The sequence below is a fragment of the Rhizobium sp. P1_C7 genome (assembly GCF_056406295.1).
In genome coordinates, this window is the sequence record NZ_JBFUAL010000011.1 from 1 (window position 1) to 15,593 (window position 15,593).

Here is a 15,593-nt window from a genome sequence, read left to right on the forward strand (position 1 = left end):
CTGGCAGCGCCCATAACCATCGCCGCCAACACCACCTACATCGCCTCGTACCACACCACCGGCGCCTACGTGGCGACCGGCAACTTCTTCACCACCGCCGTCACCAATAGCCCGCTGACGGCGCCGTCCAGCGCCACCGCCGGCGGCAACGGTGTCTATGCCTATGGTGGCTCAGCCACTACCGGCCTGTTTCCGACCAGCACTTTCGCTTCCGCCAACTACTTTGCCGACGTGGTCTTCCGGCCAACGCTTGTGTCCTGATTGATGTTGGCGAGGGGAAGAGGGGACATGACCGACCTGCTACCGGTGACCGTGCTCACCGGATTTCTGGGTGCCGGAAAAACGACGCTTCTCACCCATGTCCTGACGAATCGCGAGGGCTTGCGGGTCGCGGTCATCGTCAACGACATGAGCGAGGTAAACATAGACGCAAGCTTGGTTCGCGACGGTGGCGCCAACCTGTCGCATACGACGGAGACACTCGTCGAACTCAGCAACGGCTGCATATGCTGCACACTTCGCGACGACCTCCTAACCGAAGTGCGGCGGCTGGCCGAAGAAGGGCGATATGACTATCTTCTGATCGAAGGGACGGGCATTGCAGAGCCGCTCCCCATTGCCGCGACCTTCTCCTTTCGTGACGAAAACGGCGTTTCTCTTTCCGACTTTGCGAAACTTGACACGATGGTTACGGTCGTCGACGCTGCAAGCCTGCTGGCTGACTATAGCAGCGCCGATCTGTTGCGCGATCGCGGCCTGGAGCGTGACGGCGAAGACCGACGGACGCTTGTCGACCTCTTGGTCGACCAGATCGAATTTGCTGATGTTGTCGTCATCAACAAGATTGCCGACGCGACCGAACAAACGCGCGCCGAAGTCCGCAAGGTGGTTGCTGCACTCAACCCGGATGCACGCCAGATGGAGACGGACTTCGGCAAGGTTCCTCTTGCAGCCATACTCAACACCGGCTCCTTCGATGAAGCAAAGGCATCCGCTCATCCCCTGTGGCACAAGGAACTTTATAGCCCCGGCACCCATGTTCCCGAGACCGAGGAATATGGCGTCTCGAGCTTCGTCTATCGCGCAAGGCGACCCTTCGATCCATCGCGGTTTCGGGGGTTCCTTGATAATCCCTGGCCGGGGGTGCTCCGCGCCAAGGGACATTTCTGGCTTGCGAGCCGTCCGCGTCATGTGGGGCTTATGTCGGCCGCCGGGGTGCAGCGTCGCTGTGAGCCCATGGGGCTTTGGTGGGCGGCCGTGCCCCGGCAGGATTGGCCAAGTCACCCGGAGTTTCACGAGTTTCTAGAGAGCCGCTGGGACAGCGCATGGGGCGACCGCCGGCAGGAACTCGTCTTCATCGGAGTGAGCATGGACGAGACCGGCGTCCGTGCCGCATTGGACGATTGCCTGGCCAGCTCGGATCCGCAGGACTGGCGCGACCTCGCTGATCCGTTTCCGGCGTGGTAGGTCTGAGGTTAGCTTGAAGGGCTGGCGCTCGTGACAGATTGAGTAAGGGCGACCGCCACGTTTGCAAGCAGCGATGACGGTGTGGGATCTGGACGCAGGCGGACGAAACCCTCAAGCAGGAAGTCGATCAAACGCTACCGCGCATTTCGACACGTGGCTCGATCAACACGTGTTGGGCATCTTCCCGGCCGTCGATACGGCTGAGGAGCATCTCTGCCGCCGTCCTTCCAAGTCGAGCCGGGTTCTGGTCTATGCTCGCCAAGGCAACGAGTGGAAGTGTGGGGCCCTCGACCGAGCGCCCCTTCAAGGCCAATTAGGGATAGGCGGTCGACCCGTCGGGCTTGCGTGTAATCTTCCGCTCCCAGTGGATGTAATCTTCGACAGCAAGCGCCTTCTCATCGATTTCGATGCCCCAGCCCGGGCGATCCGGACGAAGTTCCATATGGCCGTCGACAGGAACGTACGGGTCAGCGGCCCAAGGCGCGTGTACGTGCGGCTTGTATTCAAGGATCTTGAAGTTGGGTTGCGCTGCGCAGAAGTGAATGTTCACGGCCGTGGCCAAAGGTCCCATCGGGTTATGGGGGGCAACGGTTACATAATGCGCCTCGGCGAGAGCTGCGATGCGGCGCATTTCAGTGACGCCGCCGACAACACAGATGTCCGGTTGGATGATGTCTGCGCCGCGAGCGGTCAGCAGTGACAGGAACTCGAACCGGTTATAGAGAGACTCGCCGGTCGCCAGAGGCACTGTGACCTTCGATTTCAGCTCCGTCCAAGCCGGGATATGTTCCGGCCGGATAGGCTCCTCGTAAAACAGTGGGTCGTAGGGCGCGATAGCTGCAGCCAATTGTACGGCCTGGTAAGGCTCGTAGATTTTCGCATGCGCGTCGAAGGCGAACTCAAAGTGCGATGGGGTGATCTTTCGGATGGCGCCGAAATAGTCGCCGGTCTCCTTGACGAGCTCGCCCCATCGGCTGTTGTGCAGATCACGACGGTAGGGGCTGAGCTTGAAGGCCGTATAGCCGTATTGCTCATTCAACTGAAGGGTCTGGTCGAGTGCAGCTTCCGGGTCCGGCGCGGTGTAGACGCCACAGTAAATGCGTACCCGATCGCGGACGTTGCCGCCGAGAAGCATATAGACGGGCAGCCCCGCTGCCTTGCCTGCGATGTCCCAAAGTGCGTGATCGATGGCTGATATCGCTGCCAGGCCGAGCGCGCCAGGCGGAAACCGGCATTGCTGGTTCAGCTTGAGGACAAGGAACTCGACGCGGCGCGGATCTTCTCCCTCGATCTGGTGGAAGAGGTAATCGAAAAGCGGCGGGAGTGCCCAGTCGGGTCCATGGTTGTATGCTTCGCCCCAACCAGAAATACCTTCGCTGGTCTCGATTTTCACGAGCAGGCGAGGGCGGTCGTCAACCCGTTGCATGTAGGTTTTCAGTGCAGTGATGTGCATTTTACTTGTCTCCGTCAGGCCGCGCGGCTTTCGCGCGCAACACGTTCGACGATTTCCTTGAGGGTTGATCGCTCGATGTCCGTCAGCGCTTCCACACCCGGCACACGCACGGGGCCGACATCGGTCCCCAGCATACCCAAAGCTTCCTTAACCACGGTGACATTCGCGCCGTTCAGATATTTGGTGCGCATGGCTTCAAAGCCGGCTATCCCGTCGATGAGATCGCGCGCCGTCTGGTAGTCGCCGGCTTCGAGAGCGCGATGAATCGCGTGCGAACGCTCGGGGAAAGCATTGACCAGACCGGAGGTAAACCCGCGGGCACCCATCGCGTAAAAGGCCGGTGCCCAACCTTCTGCAAGGCCGCAAACCCAAATAGCCGGCGCGTCCTTGGTCGACCGGATGACGTCAGCCAGCAGCATGAGGTTGCCAGATGCAAATTTGATCCCTGCAATATTGGGATGCAGGGCAAGTTTACGGAAATCTGCCACGGAGAAGGTATCGCTGCGCACATAGGCGATGACAGGAATGGTCGACGCGTCGGCCAGCTCAAGGAAGTACTTTGCCTGATAGCTTGGACCGGCAAAAGGATCCATGGGATGGTGACCCATGATGGCATCTGCGCCATCGGCTATCGCCTCGCGGGCAAGCGACTTGGCTTCCGCCAACGAACGACCGACGGCCGCGCTCACCAAGGCACTCCCGTCGGCAGCCTTGATTGTCGTGCTGTGAACCAGTCGAACCTCGTCAAGGGAAAGTGTGAAAAACTCGCCCGTATTCCCGGCAGCCATTAGATTGTGGACTTTTGCAGCCGCCAGTCGTTTGATCAGCGCGGCTAGCTTCACCGCGTCGACGCTGCCATCAGATGCGTAGGGCGTCACCGGCACCCCGGAGATTCCCTTCAACGCGTTGCGGACCTTTTCCATTGACTCGCTCACCTCAGATTTCCTCTTTCCTCTTGAATATGATGGCCAGATAGGTGTCGCCGGAGCGCACCACGTGATCACGCATGACATGCTCGGCCTCGTCGCTGTTTCCCGAAACGATTGCCTTTGCGATTGCAGCGTGCTCGCCAAAAGCCTTCTCGCGCTCGCCCGGATCCAAATGAATGACCCGGCGGATGCTTGCATCGTAGAACTGCTGGCGTTCGATCATCCGGGAGAGATACTGGCATTGCGAGGCAACGTGGATCTGTTCATGGAACGTCTCGTTGAGCGCGATCAACTCGTCGGCCTGACCGTTTCTGGTGGCGATCCTCATCTTCTCGACGATTGCCTCCAGAGCCGATGCTGCCTCCTTGCCAAGGCGCTTTGCCGCAAGATGAGCAATCATCGATTCCAGTGCTGCCCGGGCCAGAATCATTTCCTCCGCCCAACTTTCATTGAAGCGGATGATGACGCCACGGCGCGGTAGCGTTTCCACCAGGCCTTCCGTTTCCAACTGCCGCAACGCTTCCTTGATCGGCGTAGTGCTCACGCCCAGTTGCTCGGCGAGTTGCCTCTCGTTGACCCGTTCATCGGCAGCAAACCGCCCGGAAAGGATCGCGCTGCGCAGCGTGCGATGAACGTGATCGCGCAGGGTCGTCAGGAACCGCGGATCAAGTTTTTCGATGCGATCGTCACGCTCCGATGACGTTGCATTCTTCACCATTGGTCAAAATCCCCGTTGACGCCAAATTTGTTTTGTGAGATCTGATATACCAGATTTCAGATCGATGTCGATATGGAAATTCGCGCAGAACGTGATTGGGCGGGGAGCCCAAGGGAGAAAGAGATGAGCATGTTGAGACGCCACTTCCTGGTGACGACGGCCTTGATTGTCGCAGCCTTTACCTTGCCGGTTGCTTCTGAAGCAGCCACTCCGAAGGACCAGTTGGTCATCGCGACGAATATGTCGTCGATGCGCGGCCTTGATCCAAATGAGTTGAACCAGCTCGAGGCAGCAGAAATTGTCGCCAATCTTTACGAGCGCCTGATCGTGCTGCCCGCTGATGATATCACCAAGCCGATTCCAGGCCTGGCCGAGAGCTGGACCGTATCGGATGACGGTAAGACATTCACCTTCAAGATCCGCTCGGGCGTGACCTTCCACTCTGGCAACCCGTTGACGGCAAAGGATGTCGAATGGTCGCTTCGCCGGCTGGTCAAGCTCGGGCTTGCGCCTTCCACTGACCTGCGCCAGTGGGGTTTCAAGGAAGACAATGTGGATAGTCTGATCAAGGCGACCGACGACACGACGCTCGTCCTTCAGGCCCCGGAAGTCTGGAACCCCAACCTCATTTTGTATTCACTCGCCAGCTTTTCCACGTCGATCTTCGACGCAAAGCTTTTGGCCGAACACGACAAAGACGGAGACATGGGGCGCGAGTTCCTGCAGACCAACGACGCAGGTTCTGGTCCCTATTCGCTGCGGACCTGGCGCGTCAACGACCTGTTGATCGCCGACGGGTTCAAGAGCTACTGGCAGGGTGCGCCGAAGATGCGGCGCGTGATCCTGCGCCATCTGCCGGAGTCCGCGAGCCAGCGGTTGCAGTTGGAGGCAGGCGACGTCGACGTCGCCACCCGTCTGTCGTCCAGCGATCTGGCCGCGCTCGACAGCGGCGGTAAGGTGGACATTCAGAAGACACCAGGCTTCGGTTTCTACTATCTCGCGCTGAACCAGAAGGACGAGGTTCTATCCAATCCGAAGGTGCGCGAAGCCTTCCGTTATCTGATCGACTATGATGGCCTCGCCAGCACCGTCATGAAATATTACGGCATCAAGCAGCAGACCATCATCCCGGCAGGGCTGCCTGGCGCAAGCGACAGTAATCCCTACACGCTCGATATCGACAAGGCAAAGCAGCTCCTTTCCGAGGCCGGATATCCAGATGGCTTCTCAAAGGTGTACTACGCAACGCCGGTGACGCCGGAATACGAGGTTGCGCAATCTCTGCAGGCCAATGCGGCAAAGGCCGGCATCAAACTCGATTTGCAGGGTGGCGATCACATCGGCAAGTTCCGTGCACGTGACTTCGAGATTTTCTCGGCGCGCTCGGGTGAGCGGCTCCCCGACCCGCACGCAGTCCTGCAGTCCTATGCGACAAATGCGAACAATTCTGATGAGGCAAAGTTGACTGGCCTGAACGCTTGGAGAACCGCCTGGGATGTGCCGAAAGAAATCCAGGAGATGGTGACAGCGGCAGCTCACGAGACGGACCTGGCCAAGCGAACTGAACTCTACGCCAAGATCAACAAGGCATATCTAGATTCCTCACCAGCGCTGATCACATCCTTCCTGCGAACGGATGCGAAAGCCGTCAGCAAGGACGTCAAAGGGTATGTCGGTCATTCGACGTGGCTTACACGTTGGGACACCGTTTCCAAGGGCGAATGATCCCCTCTGAAGGAGATTGAATTGAGCATCGCGCAAACATCCGCAGTCGGGCAGGGCGGCTCCAAACAAGCCCTTTCCGCCCTGAGGAAAGTGGCAACCTCATTCGCTGTCATTCTGACGACATTGATGGGGTTGCTGATGATCACCTTCGTCGTTGGAAGGATGGTTCCCGCCGATCCCGTCATTGCCGTGATCGGCGATCAGGCTGATCAGGCGACCTATGAACGCGTCTACAAGCAGATGGGACTGGATCGCCCGCTCTACGTCCAGTTTGTAACCTATATTGGCAACGTCGCTCATCTGGACTTCGGGTCGTCTCACGTAACAAAGAACCAGGTGGCAAGTGATCTGGCTCGCGTGTTTCCCGCCACCCTTGAACTTGCGACGCTCGCGACGATCATCGGCGCCGGGTTTGGCATTCCGCTGGGGATCGTCTCGGCCGTCAGGAAAGGCACCTGGGTCGACCATCTGGCACGCATCGTCGGCCTGCTTGGCCACTCGACGCCCATTTTCTGGCTTGGCACGATCGTCATCCTGGTCTTTTACGCAAAGTTCGGTCTCATACCGGGCGGAGGGCGGCTGGATGTCTACAATGAGGGTCTGGTCGAGGGGCCGACGAACTCCATCATCATCGATTCGATTCTGGCCGGGGAATGGGATGTTCTGGGCGACGCACTTCTTCATGTTGCTGCGCCTGCGATGATCCTTGGTTATGCCGCCATGGCCTATCTCAGCCGTATGAGCCGCAGCTTCATGCTGGAACAGTTACGCCAGGAATACGTGCTGACTGCAAAGGCAAAGGGTCTCAGTCAGCGTGCGATCGTATGGCGGCACGCCTTTCGCAACATTCGCGTGCAACTGTTGACGATCGTTGCTCTCGCATATTGCGGCCTTCTCGACGGAACAGTCTTGATCGAAACGGTGTTCGCGTGGCCGGGCCTTGGGCAGTACCTGACGTCAGCATTGTTCTTCGCGGACATGAATGCCATCCTCGGCAGCGTGCTTCTGATCGGCATCATCTCGATTGCGATCAATCTCCTGTCAGACATCACCTATCGTTTCCTCGATCCCCGGACCCGGTGACATCATGACAACCCGCTCCATCGACACTCTGCACAACTGGCTGATCAGCGAGGAGTTTACCTCGACGCGGCAGGCTCGGCTCCATAAGGCCTACGTGCTATGGCTGAACCTCGTTGCCAATCCGCTGGCCCTGGCGGGCTTCCTGGTGGTCCTGGCTCTGGTGCTGATCGCAGCTTTTGCCCCGCTCCTGGCAAACCACGATCCGATCGCGCAAGATTTGGCCATGGCGCTGAGACCACCATCGACGACAAACTGGTTTGGAACCGATGAGTTCGGCCGCGACGTCTACTCCCGCCTGGTCTATGGCGCACGCACGACCCTCTACATCAGTATTCTCGTGACAGTCATTGTTGCACCAATCGGCTTTGCGATCGGCGCCACTGCGGGCTACCTCGGTGGCTGGGTGGATGTTGTTCTGATGCGCATTACCGACATCTTTCTTTCCTTCCCAAGTCTTGTGCTGGCGCTGGCGTTTTCGGCAGCGCTGGGCCCTGGCATCGAGAATGCAGTGATTGCGATTGCCTTGACCGTTTGGCCGCCGATCGCGCGATTGGCACGTGCCGAGACCATGACGTTCCGCCAGGCTGACTTCGTGGTCGCGGCCGAACTTCAAGGTGCTGGCATGGCACGCATCCTGTTTCGCCATATCGTTCCCCTGTGTGCGCCATCAATCATCATCCGCCTGACACTCAACATGTCGAGCGTTATCCTCACGGCTGCCGGCCTCGGCTTTCTCGGGCTGGGTGCACAACCCCCAATGCCCGAGTGGGGCGCCATGGCCGCGTCCGGACGGCAATACCTGCTCGATGCCTGGTGGCTGACCACCGTCCCCGGCCTCGCCATTCTTGTGGTCAGCCTGGCGTTTAATCTGCTTGGCGATGGCCTTCGCGATATCATGGATCCCCGAAATGCCTGATCTATCAAAGCCGATTCTGTCGGTCGAAAACATGTCCGTGGAGTTTCCGACACTGTCTGGCGCCGTTCGGGCCGTAAGGAACATCTCGTTTACCGTCGGCCGCGAGAAGATCGGCATCATCGGCGAATCCGGATCGGGAAAAAGCAGCGCCGGTCGGGCGGTCATGCGGTTGCAACCGGCAAACGCGATCGTGACGGCGGACCGCTTGACGTTCGAGGACGTCGATCTTCTCGCTGCCAGTGAAGCTCAGATGCGCGCAATCCGCGGAAGCCGGATCTCAATGATCCTGCAGGATCCAAAATATTCTCTGAACCCTGTCATGACAGTCGGCGAACAAATCGCCGAGACGGTCATCCTGCATGAACGCGTGTCAAAGCGGGATGCGCGCGAACGGACACTCGCGATGCTGGAACGTGTCAACATTCGCGACCCGCACCGTGTTTTCGACCTCTATCCGCACGAAGTGTCCGGGGGTATGGGGCAACGCATCATGATCTCGATGATGTTGATCGCATCCCCGTCACTGATCATAGCGGATGAGCCGACATCGGCCCTCGATGTGACTGTGCGCCAGCAGGTGCTGGATATACTCGACGATCTGATCGTCGAGCGGAACATGGGGCTGATCTTTATTTCTCATGACCTCAACCTCGTCAGAAGCTTCTGCGATCGTGTGCTCATCATGTATTCCGGACGCATCGTCGAAAGCTTGGAGGCAAAAGATCTTGAGCGTGCAAGCCATCCTTACACGAGGGGACTTCTGGAGGCGCTCCCAAGTCTCGACAGGCCCAAGGATCGGCTTGAGGTCCTCAAACGCGATCCAAGCTGGCTGGAGGCCTGATATGGCGATGATAAGTGTCAACGACCTTCAGGTCTCTTATGGCAACGCAGACGCGGCCCGACAGGTTGTTCGCAGCGTGTCTTTCGAAGTTGCGACCGGAGAAACGTTTGGCCTTGTCGGCGAAAGCGGATGCGGCAAGTCAACCGTCCTTGGAGCACTCGCCGGTAGAAACAAGAGCTGGACGGGATCCATTATTATTGACGGTGAGCCCGTCAGTGCTGTGCGATCAAGGTCACAACTTGCAAAACAACAGATGGTTTTCCAGGATCCCTTCGGCTCGCTTCACCCTCGGCATACGATTGGACGGACTCTGTTGGAGCCCTTGGAGATTCAGGGGCGTGATCGACGGCAGGAACGCATCGAAGAGGTGTTGAAGAGCGTCGGGCTGCCACAGAACTTTCGCTATCGCTTTCCGCATCAGTTGTCGGGCGGCCAGCGTCAGCGTGTGGCAATCGCGCGTGCGCTTGTCCTCGAACCGCGGATTCTGCTCCTTGACGAGCCAACGTCGGCGCTGGATGTCTCAATTCAGGCGGAAATCCTTAACTTGCTCAAGGACTTGAAGGAACGCGAAAATCTCACCTACATTCTCGTCAGCCACGACATGGCCGTCATCGCCCACCTCTGCGACCGCGTCGCTGTCATGCAAGATGGTGTGTTCGTCGAAGTTGCAACCCGGGAAGAGATCCTGAGCGGCTCAGTCAAGCACCCCTATACCCGTACCTTGCTTGACGGGAGTCGTGGTTACATTTCGAAGCGTTCGCACAGGTTGCAGTCAGCGGAACAGCGGACGTAAGTCCACCGGGCGGAGTTGCGTCCGCTCAGTGGATGGTATTGCGCTTGAAGTGTCGACCACCCCGTCACGGGGTCCGTTCCCTTCCCCGCGCGACACGGCTTCGGGTCAATGCCGCCGACTATTCAGCCGCGACCGTCATCTGATGGCTGTTCAGTGCCAACAGTCTTCTGGCGCGCTCCAGACACGCGGGCTGTTCGTTGCGGTAGCGGTGTCCGATCTCCATCATCAGGACGGTTCCGGGCAGGAATTGCAGCTCGCTGAAGATATCCTCCCAGTCGATATCGCCCCAGCCGAGCGGCATGTGCAGGTCACCGATGCCGAGAGCCGTCGATTCCTGCGGGTGGAACGGCTTGTAGAAGCCTTGCGGGCGGCCGAAGGAATCGTGAACATGCAGGTGACCGGTGATCGGGGCCATGGCGCGCAGCTGCTCGCGGAAATCGAGGCCGCGATAGGTGGATTCGATATAGGCGTGGCTGAAGTCGATCAGTGCGACAAGGTTTGGATGATTGACAGCCTTGACTGTTTCCGCCACCTCGGCAGGCGTCTGGCGATACTGCCCCGGCTCCGTCGTGAAGATGTTTTCAAGCACGGCGCGCACGCCGTAAGGCTTGGCGAACTCCGCAAGCTCGAACAGCGCTTCCCGTTCGCGCCGATCGGCCGCTTCCCGGTCGAAGATCTGATCAGCGCGGAGGCATCCGCCGTGCTGGACCAGGATGCGCGCGTCGATACGGTCGCAGACCTGCACCAGGGCTTTGGCAGCATCCAGCTGATAGCCGCAGGTCAGTGGATCCATGAAGTTGGAGGAGACGAGGCCGTGTACGGTGTAGCGGAACGGAAACGCTTTGGTGATGGCGACAAGTCTGTCGGCTCGCTCCTCAATGATACGGCCACCAGCGATGAGGTCGAGGCTGGTCAGGCCGAGCTCGACCGTATCGACCCCTAAACCGGCCAGACGTTCAAGGTCGGCCTTCAGTGTTTCCAGTTCGCCGTCGGCGGAGCCGGAATTGAAGCCGGTTGCGATAATGTTGCTCATGGTGTGTCTCCGGTTGATTGGTTCTGTTCTGATCAGGCGGCCCTCAATTGCGCGCGCAGCGTCAGGGCGAGATCGGGAGAATCCGAGGTGAGGTGGCCGATGCCGGTCTTCAGCCATCGGCGAATGAGCGGCTCGTCATTCAGCGTCCAGACGCAAAGCCGATCGAGCGGGACTGCTTTGGTGATGACGTCCAATTCGGCCTGCAGCAATTCGTGATGGACGGCGACAATCTCCACCAGACCGTCAATCGATTCGACAAAACGAGCAACGCCGCCTTGTTTTTCAGCCCATGCGGCATTGATCGATACCAGGCGGGCGATGTCTGGCGCGTGCCGGCGGCAGAGCACGGATCTATCGAAGGACGTGAGATAGCTGCGCTCGCCGACGCCGAAACGGGCAATTTCGGCAGCCACCTTCTCGGTGATCCCGCGATAGGGCGCTCCGGTTTCGTCGAGCTTGATTTCGACGTGCAAGGCGATGTCTCTTGCCGGGCAGAGCACGTCCAGCACGTCCGACAAGGTCGGGATCGTCTCGTTCGTGCCCTTCAGTCTCACCGTCTTGCGCTTCTCTGGCGAAAGTGCGTGAACCGGGCCAGCCCCCTCCGTGGAACGCTCCAATGTCGCGTCGTGGATGACCACGAGTTCGCCTGCAGCCGTCAGATGCACATCGAATTCAACGGCATCGACGCCGAGTTCGAGGACATTTCTGAAGCCTGTCAGCGAGTTCTCGGCCCAGAGGTTGCGCGCGCCGCGATGGCCGGTGATGAGCGTCATGTGGGATAACCTTTTCGGGTTGGAAGGGTCGAGCTATCGGATGGTGGGATCGAGCTTGTCGCGCAGCCAGTCACCGACGAGCGAAATGGAGAGGGTGGTCAGAATGATGACGAGTGCCGGTGCCAGCATGATCCACGGTGCGCGCGTCAGATACTCGCGCCCGAACCCGACCATGTTGCCGAGGCTGGTCTCCGGCGGTTGCACCCCGAGGCCAAGGAAAGACAGGCCGCTTTCCATGAGAATGATCTCGGGAAAGGTCAACGTCATGGACACGATGAGCGTCGATGCAACGTTCGGCAGTATGTGGCGGATGTAGACGCGCGCCGGCGTGGCGCCCAGCTGCACGACGGAGGCGGCATAGCCCTGCGAACTGGCTGAGATCGCAAGCCCGCGCGCGATGCGTGCGTAGCGTTCCCAGCCGTAAAAGCCCATCAGGCAGACCAGAAGCACCATGGACGAGCCGAAGAAGGCGAGCACCGCCAGCGACATGATGAGGAACGGCAGCGCTGCCTGAAAATCGGCGAGCACCAGCACAAGATGCTCCACCGTTCCCCGGAATTTGGCCGCTGCAAAACCGAGCGCCGTGCCGAACACGGCTGACAAGATCGTGGCGCCGAAGGCGATGATCAACGAGACCCTGATTGATTGCAGCAGGCGCGAGAGCACGTCGCGACCGAGCTCGTCTGTGCCCAGCCAATGCTTGAGATTGCCGGGCGAGGCAAGGCGGCTGGTAAGATCCATCGCGGTAATACCGAAGGGCCGCAGGTGATCAGCGAAGCAGGCGACGAACACCATGGCCATCAGCCAGAAAATGCCGAGCCCGACGCTAAGCGGCACATTGCGGCGGATCGTCGTGACAATGCCTGGGACTTTGCGCGTCTTCTTAAGGGTGGAGGTCAGTTCTGCCGTCGTCATGCCGGAATTCCTCAATGCGCGGGTTGTGCGCGAAGGCGTGGATCGAGCCAGCCATAAAGCATGTCCACGATCAGATTGGAGATCACCATGGTTGCCGCGATGATGAGCAGGATGCACTGGACGACCGCCAGATCGCGATTGCTGACCGAGACAACCAGAAGGCGGCCGATGCCCGGCCACGAGAAGATCGACTCGACGACAACAGCGCCAGCAATAAGCGTCCCGACCATGAAGCCGACGATCGTGACGATCGGAACGGCGGCATTGGGAAGTGCATGGCTCCAGACCACCTCGCGCCACTTCAGGCCCTTGGCGGATGCGGTGCGGATGTAGTGCTGCCCCATCACCTCGATCATGGCACTGCGCGAAAAGCGGGCGAGGATGCCGATGCCGCCGATGCTCATGGTGAGCGTCGGCAAAATGCCGTGCTGCCAGGTATCCTGTCCGCCGGATGGCAGGACGCCGAGGGTGACCGAGAAAACCAGCACCAGAAGCAGGCCCATGACGAAGGATGGAATGGTGAACCCGAAGATCGCCAGCATGATGACGCCGCGATCCGCAAAGCTCTGGCGGTGAAGCGCCGCGTAGACGCCTGAAGGAATGCCGATCAGAAGTTTGAGGAGCAGCGCCGGTATCGTCAGCTGTAAGGTGGCGGGCACGCGCTCGAAGACCAGCTGTAGTGCAGGCGCCTTGTCGCGCATCGACACACCGAAATCGCCGGTGAAGATCGATTTCATGTAGGCGAGATACTGGATCCACAGGGGTTGATCGAGTCCCCATGCCTTGCGGAAGGCATCGACGGCCTCCTGCGGAACGTCAGGTCCAAGCATGACCTGTGCAGGATCGCCGGACATGCGCAGGACGACGAAGGCGAAGGTGACGACGGCCAGAATGGTCATGACGGCGCGAAGCAGCCGGACCAGGAAGAAACGGATCATGATTGTCTCCCGTTACGCCGCGATCCAGGCGTCATCGCCGGTGACGACGTGACACGCGGCCGTCCGACTGTGACCGATGGTCCGCAACTCAGGTGTTGTCGTCCGGCAGATGTCGCGAGCGACCGGGCAGCGTGGATGAAAGGCGCAGCCCGATGGGCGGTTAGCCGGGTTCGGCGGTTCGCCTTGCAGGATTACCCGGCTTTCGAGTGGTCTGCCCGGCACGGGTACGCTCGAGACGAGCGCCTCGGTGTAGGGGTGTCTCGGCGTTCGGAATATGACGTCCGCCGGTGCTTCCTCCACGATCCGCCCGAGATACATCACGGCCACGCGATCGGCCATGTTGCGCACAACCTTCAGGTCATGGCTGATGAACACCATCGCAAGCTTGTTCTGTTCCTGCAGGTCGCTCAACATGTTGACGACCTGGGCCTGTATCGAGACGTCGAGCGCAGAGACGGGCTCGTCGCAGACGATCAGCTTGGGGCGCGAGGCGAGCGCCCTGGCGATCACGGCACGCTGGCGCTGGCCACCGGATAGCTCGTGCGGAAAACGGTCGGCCTGATCGGGGCGCAAACCTACAGCCGACATCAGCTCGCGGACGCGGCTTGCGCGATGCTCTTTCGGAATGAGACTGTGGATCTCCAGCGGCTCACCGATCTGTGTGGATATCGTCAGCCGCCGATCGAGTGCTGCAAGCGGGTCCTGGTAGACCAACTGCATCTTCGCACGCAAGGCTCGCCACGCCGGCGTGGCGAGCCTTGGCATCGGCCTGCCTTCGAACAGGATGTCGCCGGACTGAGCGCGGTCGATGCCAAGCAGCATGCGGCCGAGCGTCGATTTACCCGAACCGGACTCTCCGACGATCCCCAATGTCTCTCCCGGATTGACGGTGAGTGAGATTCCATCGACCGCGCGCACCGGTGTGGGCCTGCCAAAAAGCCCGCGGCGAAGCTGATAGGTGCGAACCAGATTTCTGGCCTCCAGGAGCGGCGTCATGACAATGCGCTTTCCGCAATCCGGATAGGCGAGGCCTGCACATCGAGCGTCGGAACGGGCCTCATGCACGCGAGTTTGCGGCCATCCTCCAGCGTCGTAAGGGCGGGCGGCACCTGAGAACAGCTGTCGATGACGCGCCAACAGCGGGGCGAGAACGAGCATCCTGCGGGCAAATGCTTCGGATCCGGCACCGTGCCGGGAATGGGAATCAGCCGCTTGCGCGGCCCATCGAGGGTGGGAATGGCGTCGAACAGGCCGCGGGTGTAGGGATGGCGCGGTTGCGAAAACAGCTGCCCGACGCTGCCCTCCTCGACGATGCGCCCGGCGTACATGACGCAGACACGTTCACAGACCTGCGCGACGGCGCCGAGGTCATGGCTGATGAACACCGTCGCCATTCCGGTTTCGTGCCTCAGTTGGATCAAAAGGTCGAGGATCTGGGCCTGGATCGTGGCATCGAGGGCGGTTGTCGGCTCGTCGGCAATCAGAATGTCCGGTTCGCCGGCGAGGGCCATGGCGATCATGAGCCGCTGGCACTGGCCGCCGGAGAATTCGTGCGGGTAAAGGTCGATGCGGCGCCGCACATCGGGAATTCCCACCATATCAAGCAGCCGCAAGGCTTCGGCCTTTGCCGTTTCGCCGCGCAGGCCACGGTGAACCTTCAGCGCTTCGACGATCTGGCGGCCAATGCGCTGCACGGGATTGAGCGAGCTCGAAGGATCCTGGAAGATCATGGCGATCCGCCCGCCGCGTACCTGTTCAAGCGCAGAGCGGGGCATGCCGCACAACTCGCGTCCTTCCAGCTTTACGGAACCGGTGACGGTTGCCTTGCCGGGCAAAAGCCCGAGGGCCGCAAGCCAGGTCACCGATTTTCCGCAACCGGATTCACCCACCAGGCCGACGGATTCACCGCGCTTTACCTGCAGGTCGATACCGTGCAGCACCCGCACGCCATCGAAGGCGACCGTCAGGTCGCGCAATTCCACGAGATTGGATTCCATTCGGTCCATCTC

17 protein-coding genes are annotated in these 15,593 nt (G+C 59.9%); 7 read left to right on the forward strand and 10 right to left on the reverse strand.

Annotation, left to right across the window (positions count from 1 at the left end; translation table 11 throughout):
* Together AC1D2R_RS17980 and AC1D2R_RS17985 are read left to right on the forward strand one after the other, a co-directional pair.
* Positions 1-261: DUF4082 domain-containing protein (locus AC1D2R_RS17980; protein WP_477968990.1), on the forward strand; the 261-nt coding region annotated here is incomplete at its 5' end.
* 27 nt (positions 262-288) lie between these two features.
* A complete protein-coding gene (locus AC1D2R_RS17985; protein ID WP_477968992.1) occupies positions 289-1,467 on the forward strand; it encodes a GTP-binding protein in 1,179 nt (392 codons plus the stop codon).
* Between the two features lie 127 nt (positions 1,468-1,594).
* On the opposite strand, the gene AC1D2R_RS17990 is transcribed toward AC1D2R_RS17985, so the two are convergent.
* From AC1D2R_RS17990 to AC1D2R_RS18005, 4 genes are read right to left on the reverse strand one after another with little or no spacing between them, the layout of a single operon-like run.
* Positions 1,595-1,780, reverse strand: coding sequence for a substrate-binding domain-containing protein (locus AC1D2R_RS17990; RefSeq protein ID WP_477968994.1), 186 nt, complete (start codon positions 1,778-1,780; stop codon positions 1,595-1,597).
* Positions 1,781-2,920, reverse strand: coding sequence for a mandelate racemase/muconate lactonizing enzyme family protein (locus AC1D2R_RS17995; RefSeq protein WP_477968997.1), 1,140 nt, complete (start codon positions 2,918-2,920; stop codon positions 1,781-1,783). It lies immediately after the preceding gene.
* A 14-nt stretch (positions 2,921-2,934) separates the two neighbouring features.
* A complete protein-coding gene (locus tag AC1D2R_RS18000) occupies positions 2,935-3,843 on the reverse strand; it encodes a dihydrodipicolinate synthase family protein (RefSeq protein WP_477969402.1) in 909 nt (302 codons plus the stop codon).
* Between the two features lie 13 nt (positions 3,844-3,856).
* Entirely contained in the window at positions 3,857-4,567 is a 711-nt protein-coding gene (locus tag AC1D2R_RS18005) for a GntR family transcriptional regulator (protein WP_477968999.1), read from the reverse strand.
* 123 nt (positions 4,568-4,690) lie between these two features.
* On the opposite strand from AC1D2R_RS18005, the gene AC1D2R_RS18010 reads away from it, so the two are divergent.
* Genes AC1D2R_RS18010 through AC1D2R_RS18030 form a run of 5 tightly spaced genes read left to right on the forward strand, consistent with a single transcriptional unit; the run spans position 4,691 to position 9,925 of the window.
* On the forward strand, positions 4,691-6,292 hold the full coding sequence (locus tag AC1D2R_RS18010; RefSeq protein ID WP_477969001.1) for an ABC transporter substrate-binding protein: 1,602 nt from the start codon (positions 4,691-4,693) through the stop codon (positions 6,290-6,292).
* Positions 6,293-6,313: 21 nt separating this feature from the next.
* Positions 6,314-7,375 carry an ABC transporter permease gene (locus tag AC1D2R_RS18015; protein ID WP_477969003.1) on the forward strand — a complete coding sequence of 354 codons (1,062 nt, stop codon included), beginning with the start codon at positions 6,314-6,316 and terminating at the stop codon, positions 7,373-7,375.
* 4 nt (positions 7,376-7,379) lie between these two features.
* Positions 7,380-8,291 carry an ABC transporter permease gene (locus tag AC1D2R_RS18020; protein WP_477969005.1) on the forward strand — a complete coding sequence of 304 codons (912 nt, stop codon included), beginning with the start codon at positions 7,380-7,382 and terminating at the stop codon, positions 8,289-8,291.
* Positions 8,284-9,132: an ABC transporter ATP-binding protein gene (locus AC1D2R_RS18025; protein ID WP_477969007.1), complete on the forward strand. Its 849-nt coding sequence runs from the start codon at positions 8,284-8,286 to the stop codon at positions 9,130-9,132. Before AC1D2R_RS18020 ends, AC1D2R_RS18025 begins: the two co-directional genes overlap by 8 nt.
* A 7-nt stretch (positions 9,133-9,139) precedes the next feature.
* Positions 9,140-9,925 (forward strand): ABC transporter ATP-binding protein, encoded by a 786-nt coding sequence (locus AC1D2R_RS18030; protein WP_477969404.1) that lies wholly within the window; start codon positions 9,140-9,142, stop codon positions 9,923-9,925.
* A 118-nt stretch (positions 9,926-10,043) separates the two neighbouring features.
* On the opposite strand, the gene AC1D2R_RS18035 is transcribed toward AC1D2R_RS18030, so the two are convergent.
* From AC1D2R_RS18035 to AC1D2R_RS18060, 6 genes are read right to left on the reverse strand one after another with little or no spacing between them, the layout of a single operon-like run.
* Positions 10,044-10,958 carry a TIM barrel protein gene (locus AC1D2R_RS18035; protein ID WP_477969009.1) on the reverse strand — a complete coding sequence of 305 codons (915 nt, stop codon included), beginning with the start codon at positions 10,956-10,958 and terminating at the stop codon, positions 10,044-10,046.
* A gap of 32 nt (positions 10,959-10,990) precedes the next feature.
* Positions 10,991-11,731: a glycerophosphodiester phosphodiesterase family protein gene (locus AC1D2R_RS18040; protein WP_477969011.1), complete on the reverse strand. Its 741-nt coding sequence runs from the start codon at positions 11,729-11,731 to the stop codon at positions 10,991-10,993.
* Between the two features lie 33 nt (positions 11,732-11,764).
* Positions 11,765-12,646, reverse strand: a complete 882-nt coding sequence (locus tag AC1D2R_RS18045; protein WP_477969013.1) for an ABC transporter permease — start codon at positions 12,644-12,646, stop codon at positions 11,765-11,767.
* Positions 12,647-12,657: 11 nt separating this feature from the next.
* On the reverse strand, positions 12,658-13,584 hold the full coding sequence (locus AC1D2R_RS18050) for an ABC transporter permease (RefSeq protein ID WP_477969015.1): 927 nt from the start codon (positions 13,582-13,584) through the stop codon (positions 12,658-12,660).
* A 12-nt stretch (positions 13,585-13,596) separates the two neighbouring features.
* Entirely contained in the window at positions 13,597-14,580 is a 984-nt protein-coding gene (locus tag AC1D2R_RS18055) for an ABC transporter ATP-binding protein (RefSeq protein ID WP_477969017.1), read from the reverse strand.
* The gene (locus tag AC1D2R_RS18060) at positions 14,577-15,590 is read right to left on the reverse strand and encodes an ABC transporter ATP-binding protein (protein ID WP_477969019.1); all 1,014 of its coding nucleotides are present in this window, start codon (positions 15,588-15,590) and stop codon (positions 14,577-14,579) included. The genes AC1D2R_RS18055 and AC1D2R_RS18060 overlap by 4 nt, the downstream gene beginning before the upstream one ends.
* Positions 15,591-15,593 lie beyond the last annotated feature (3 nt).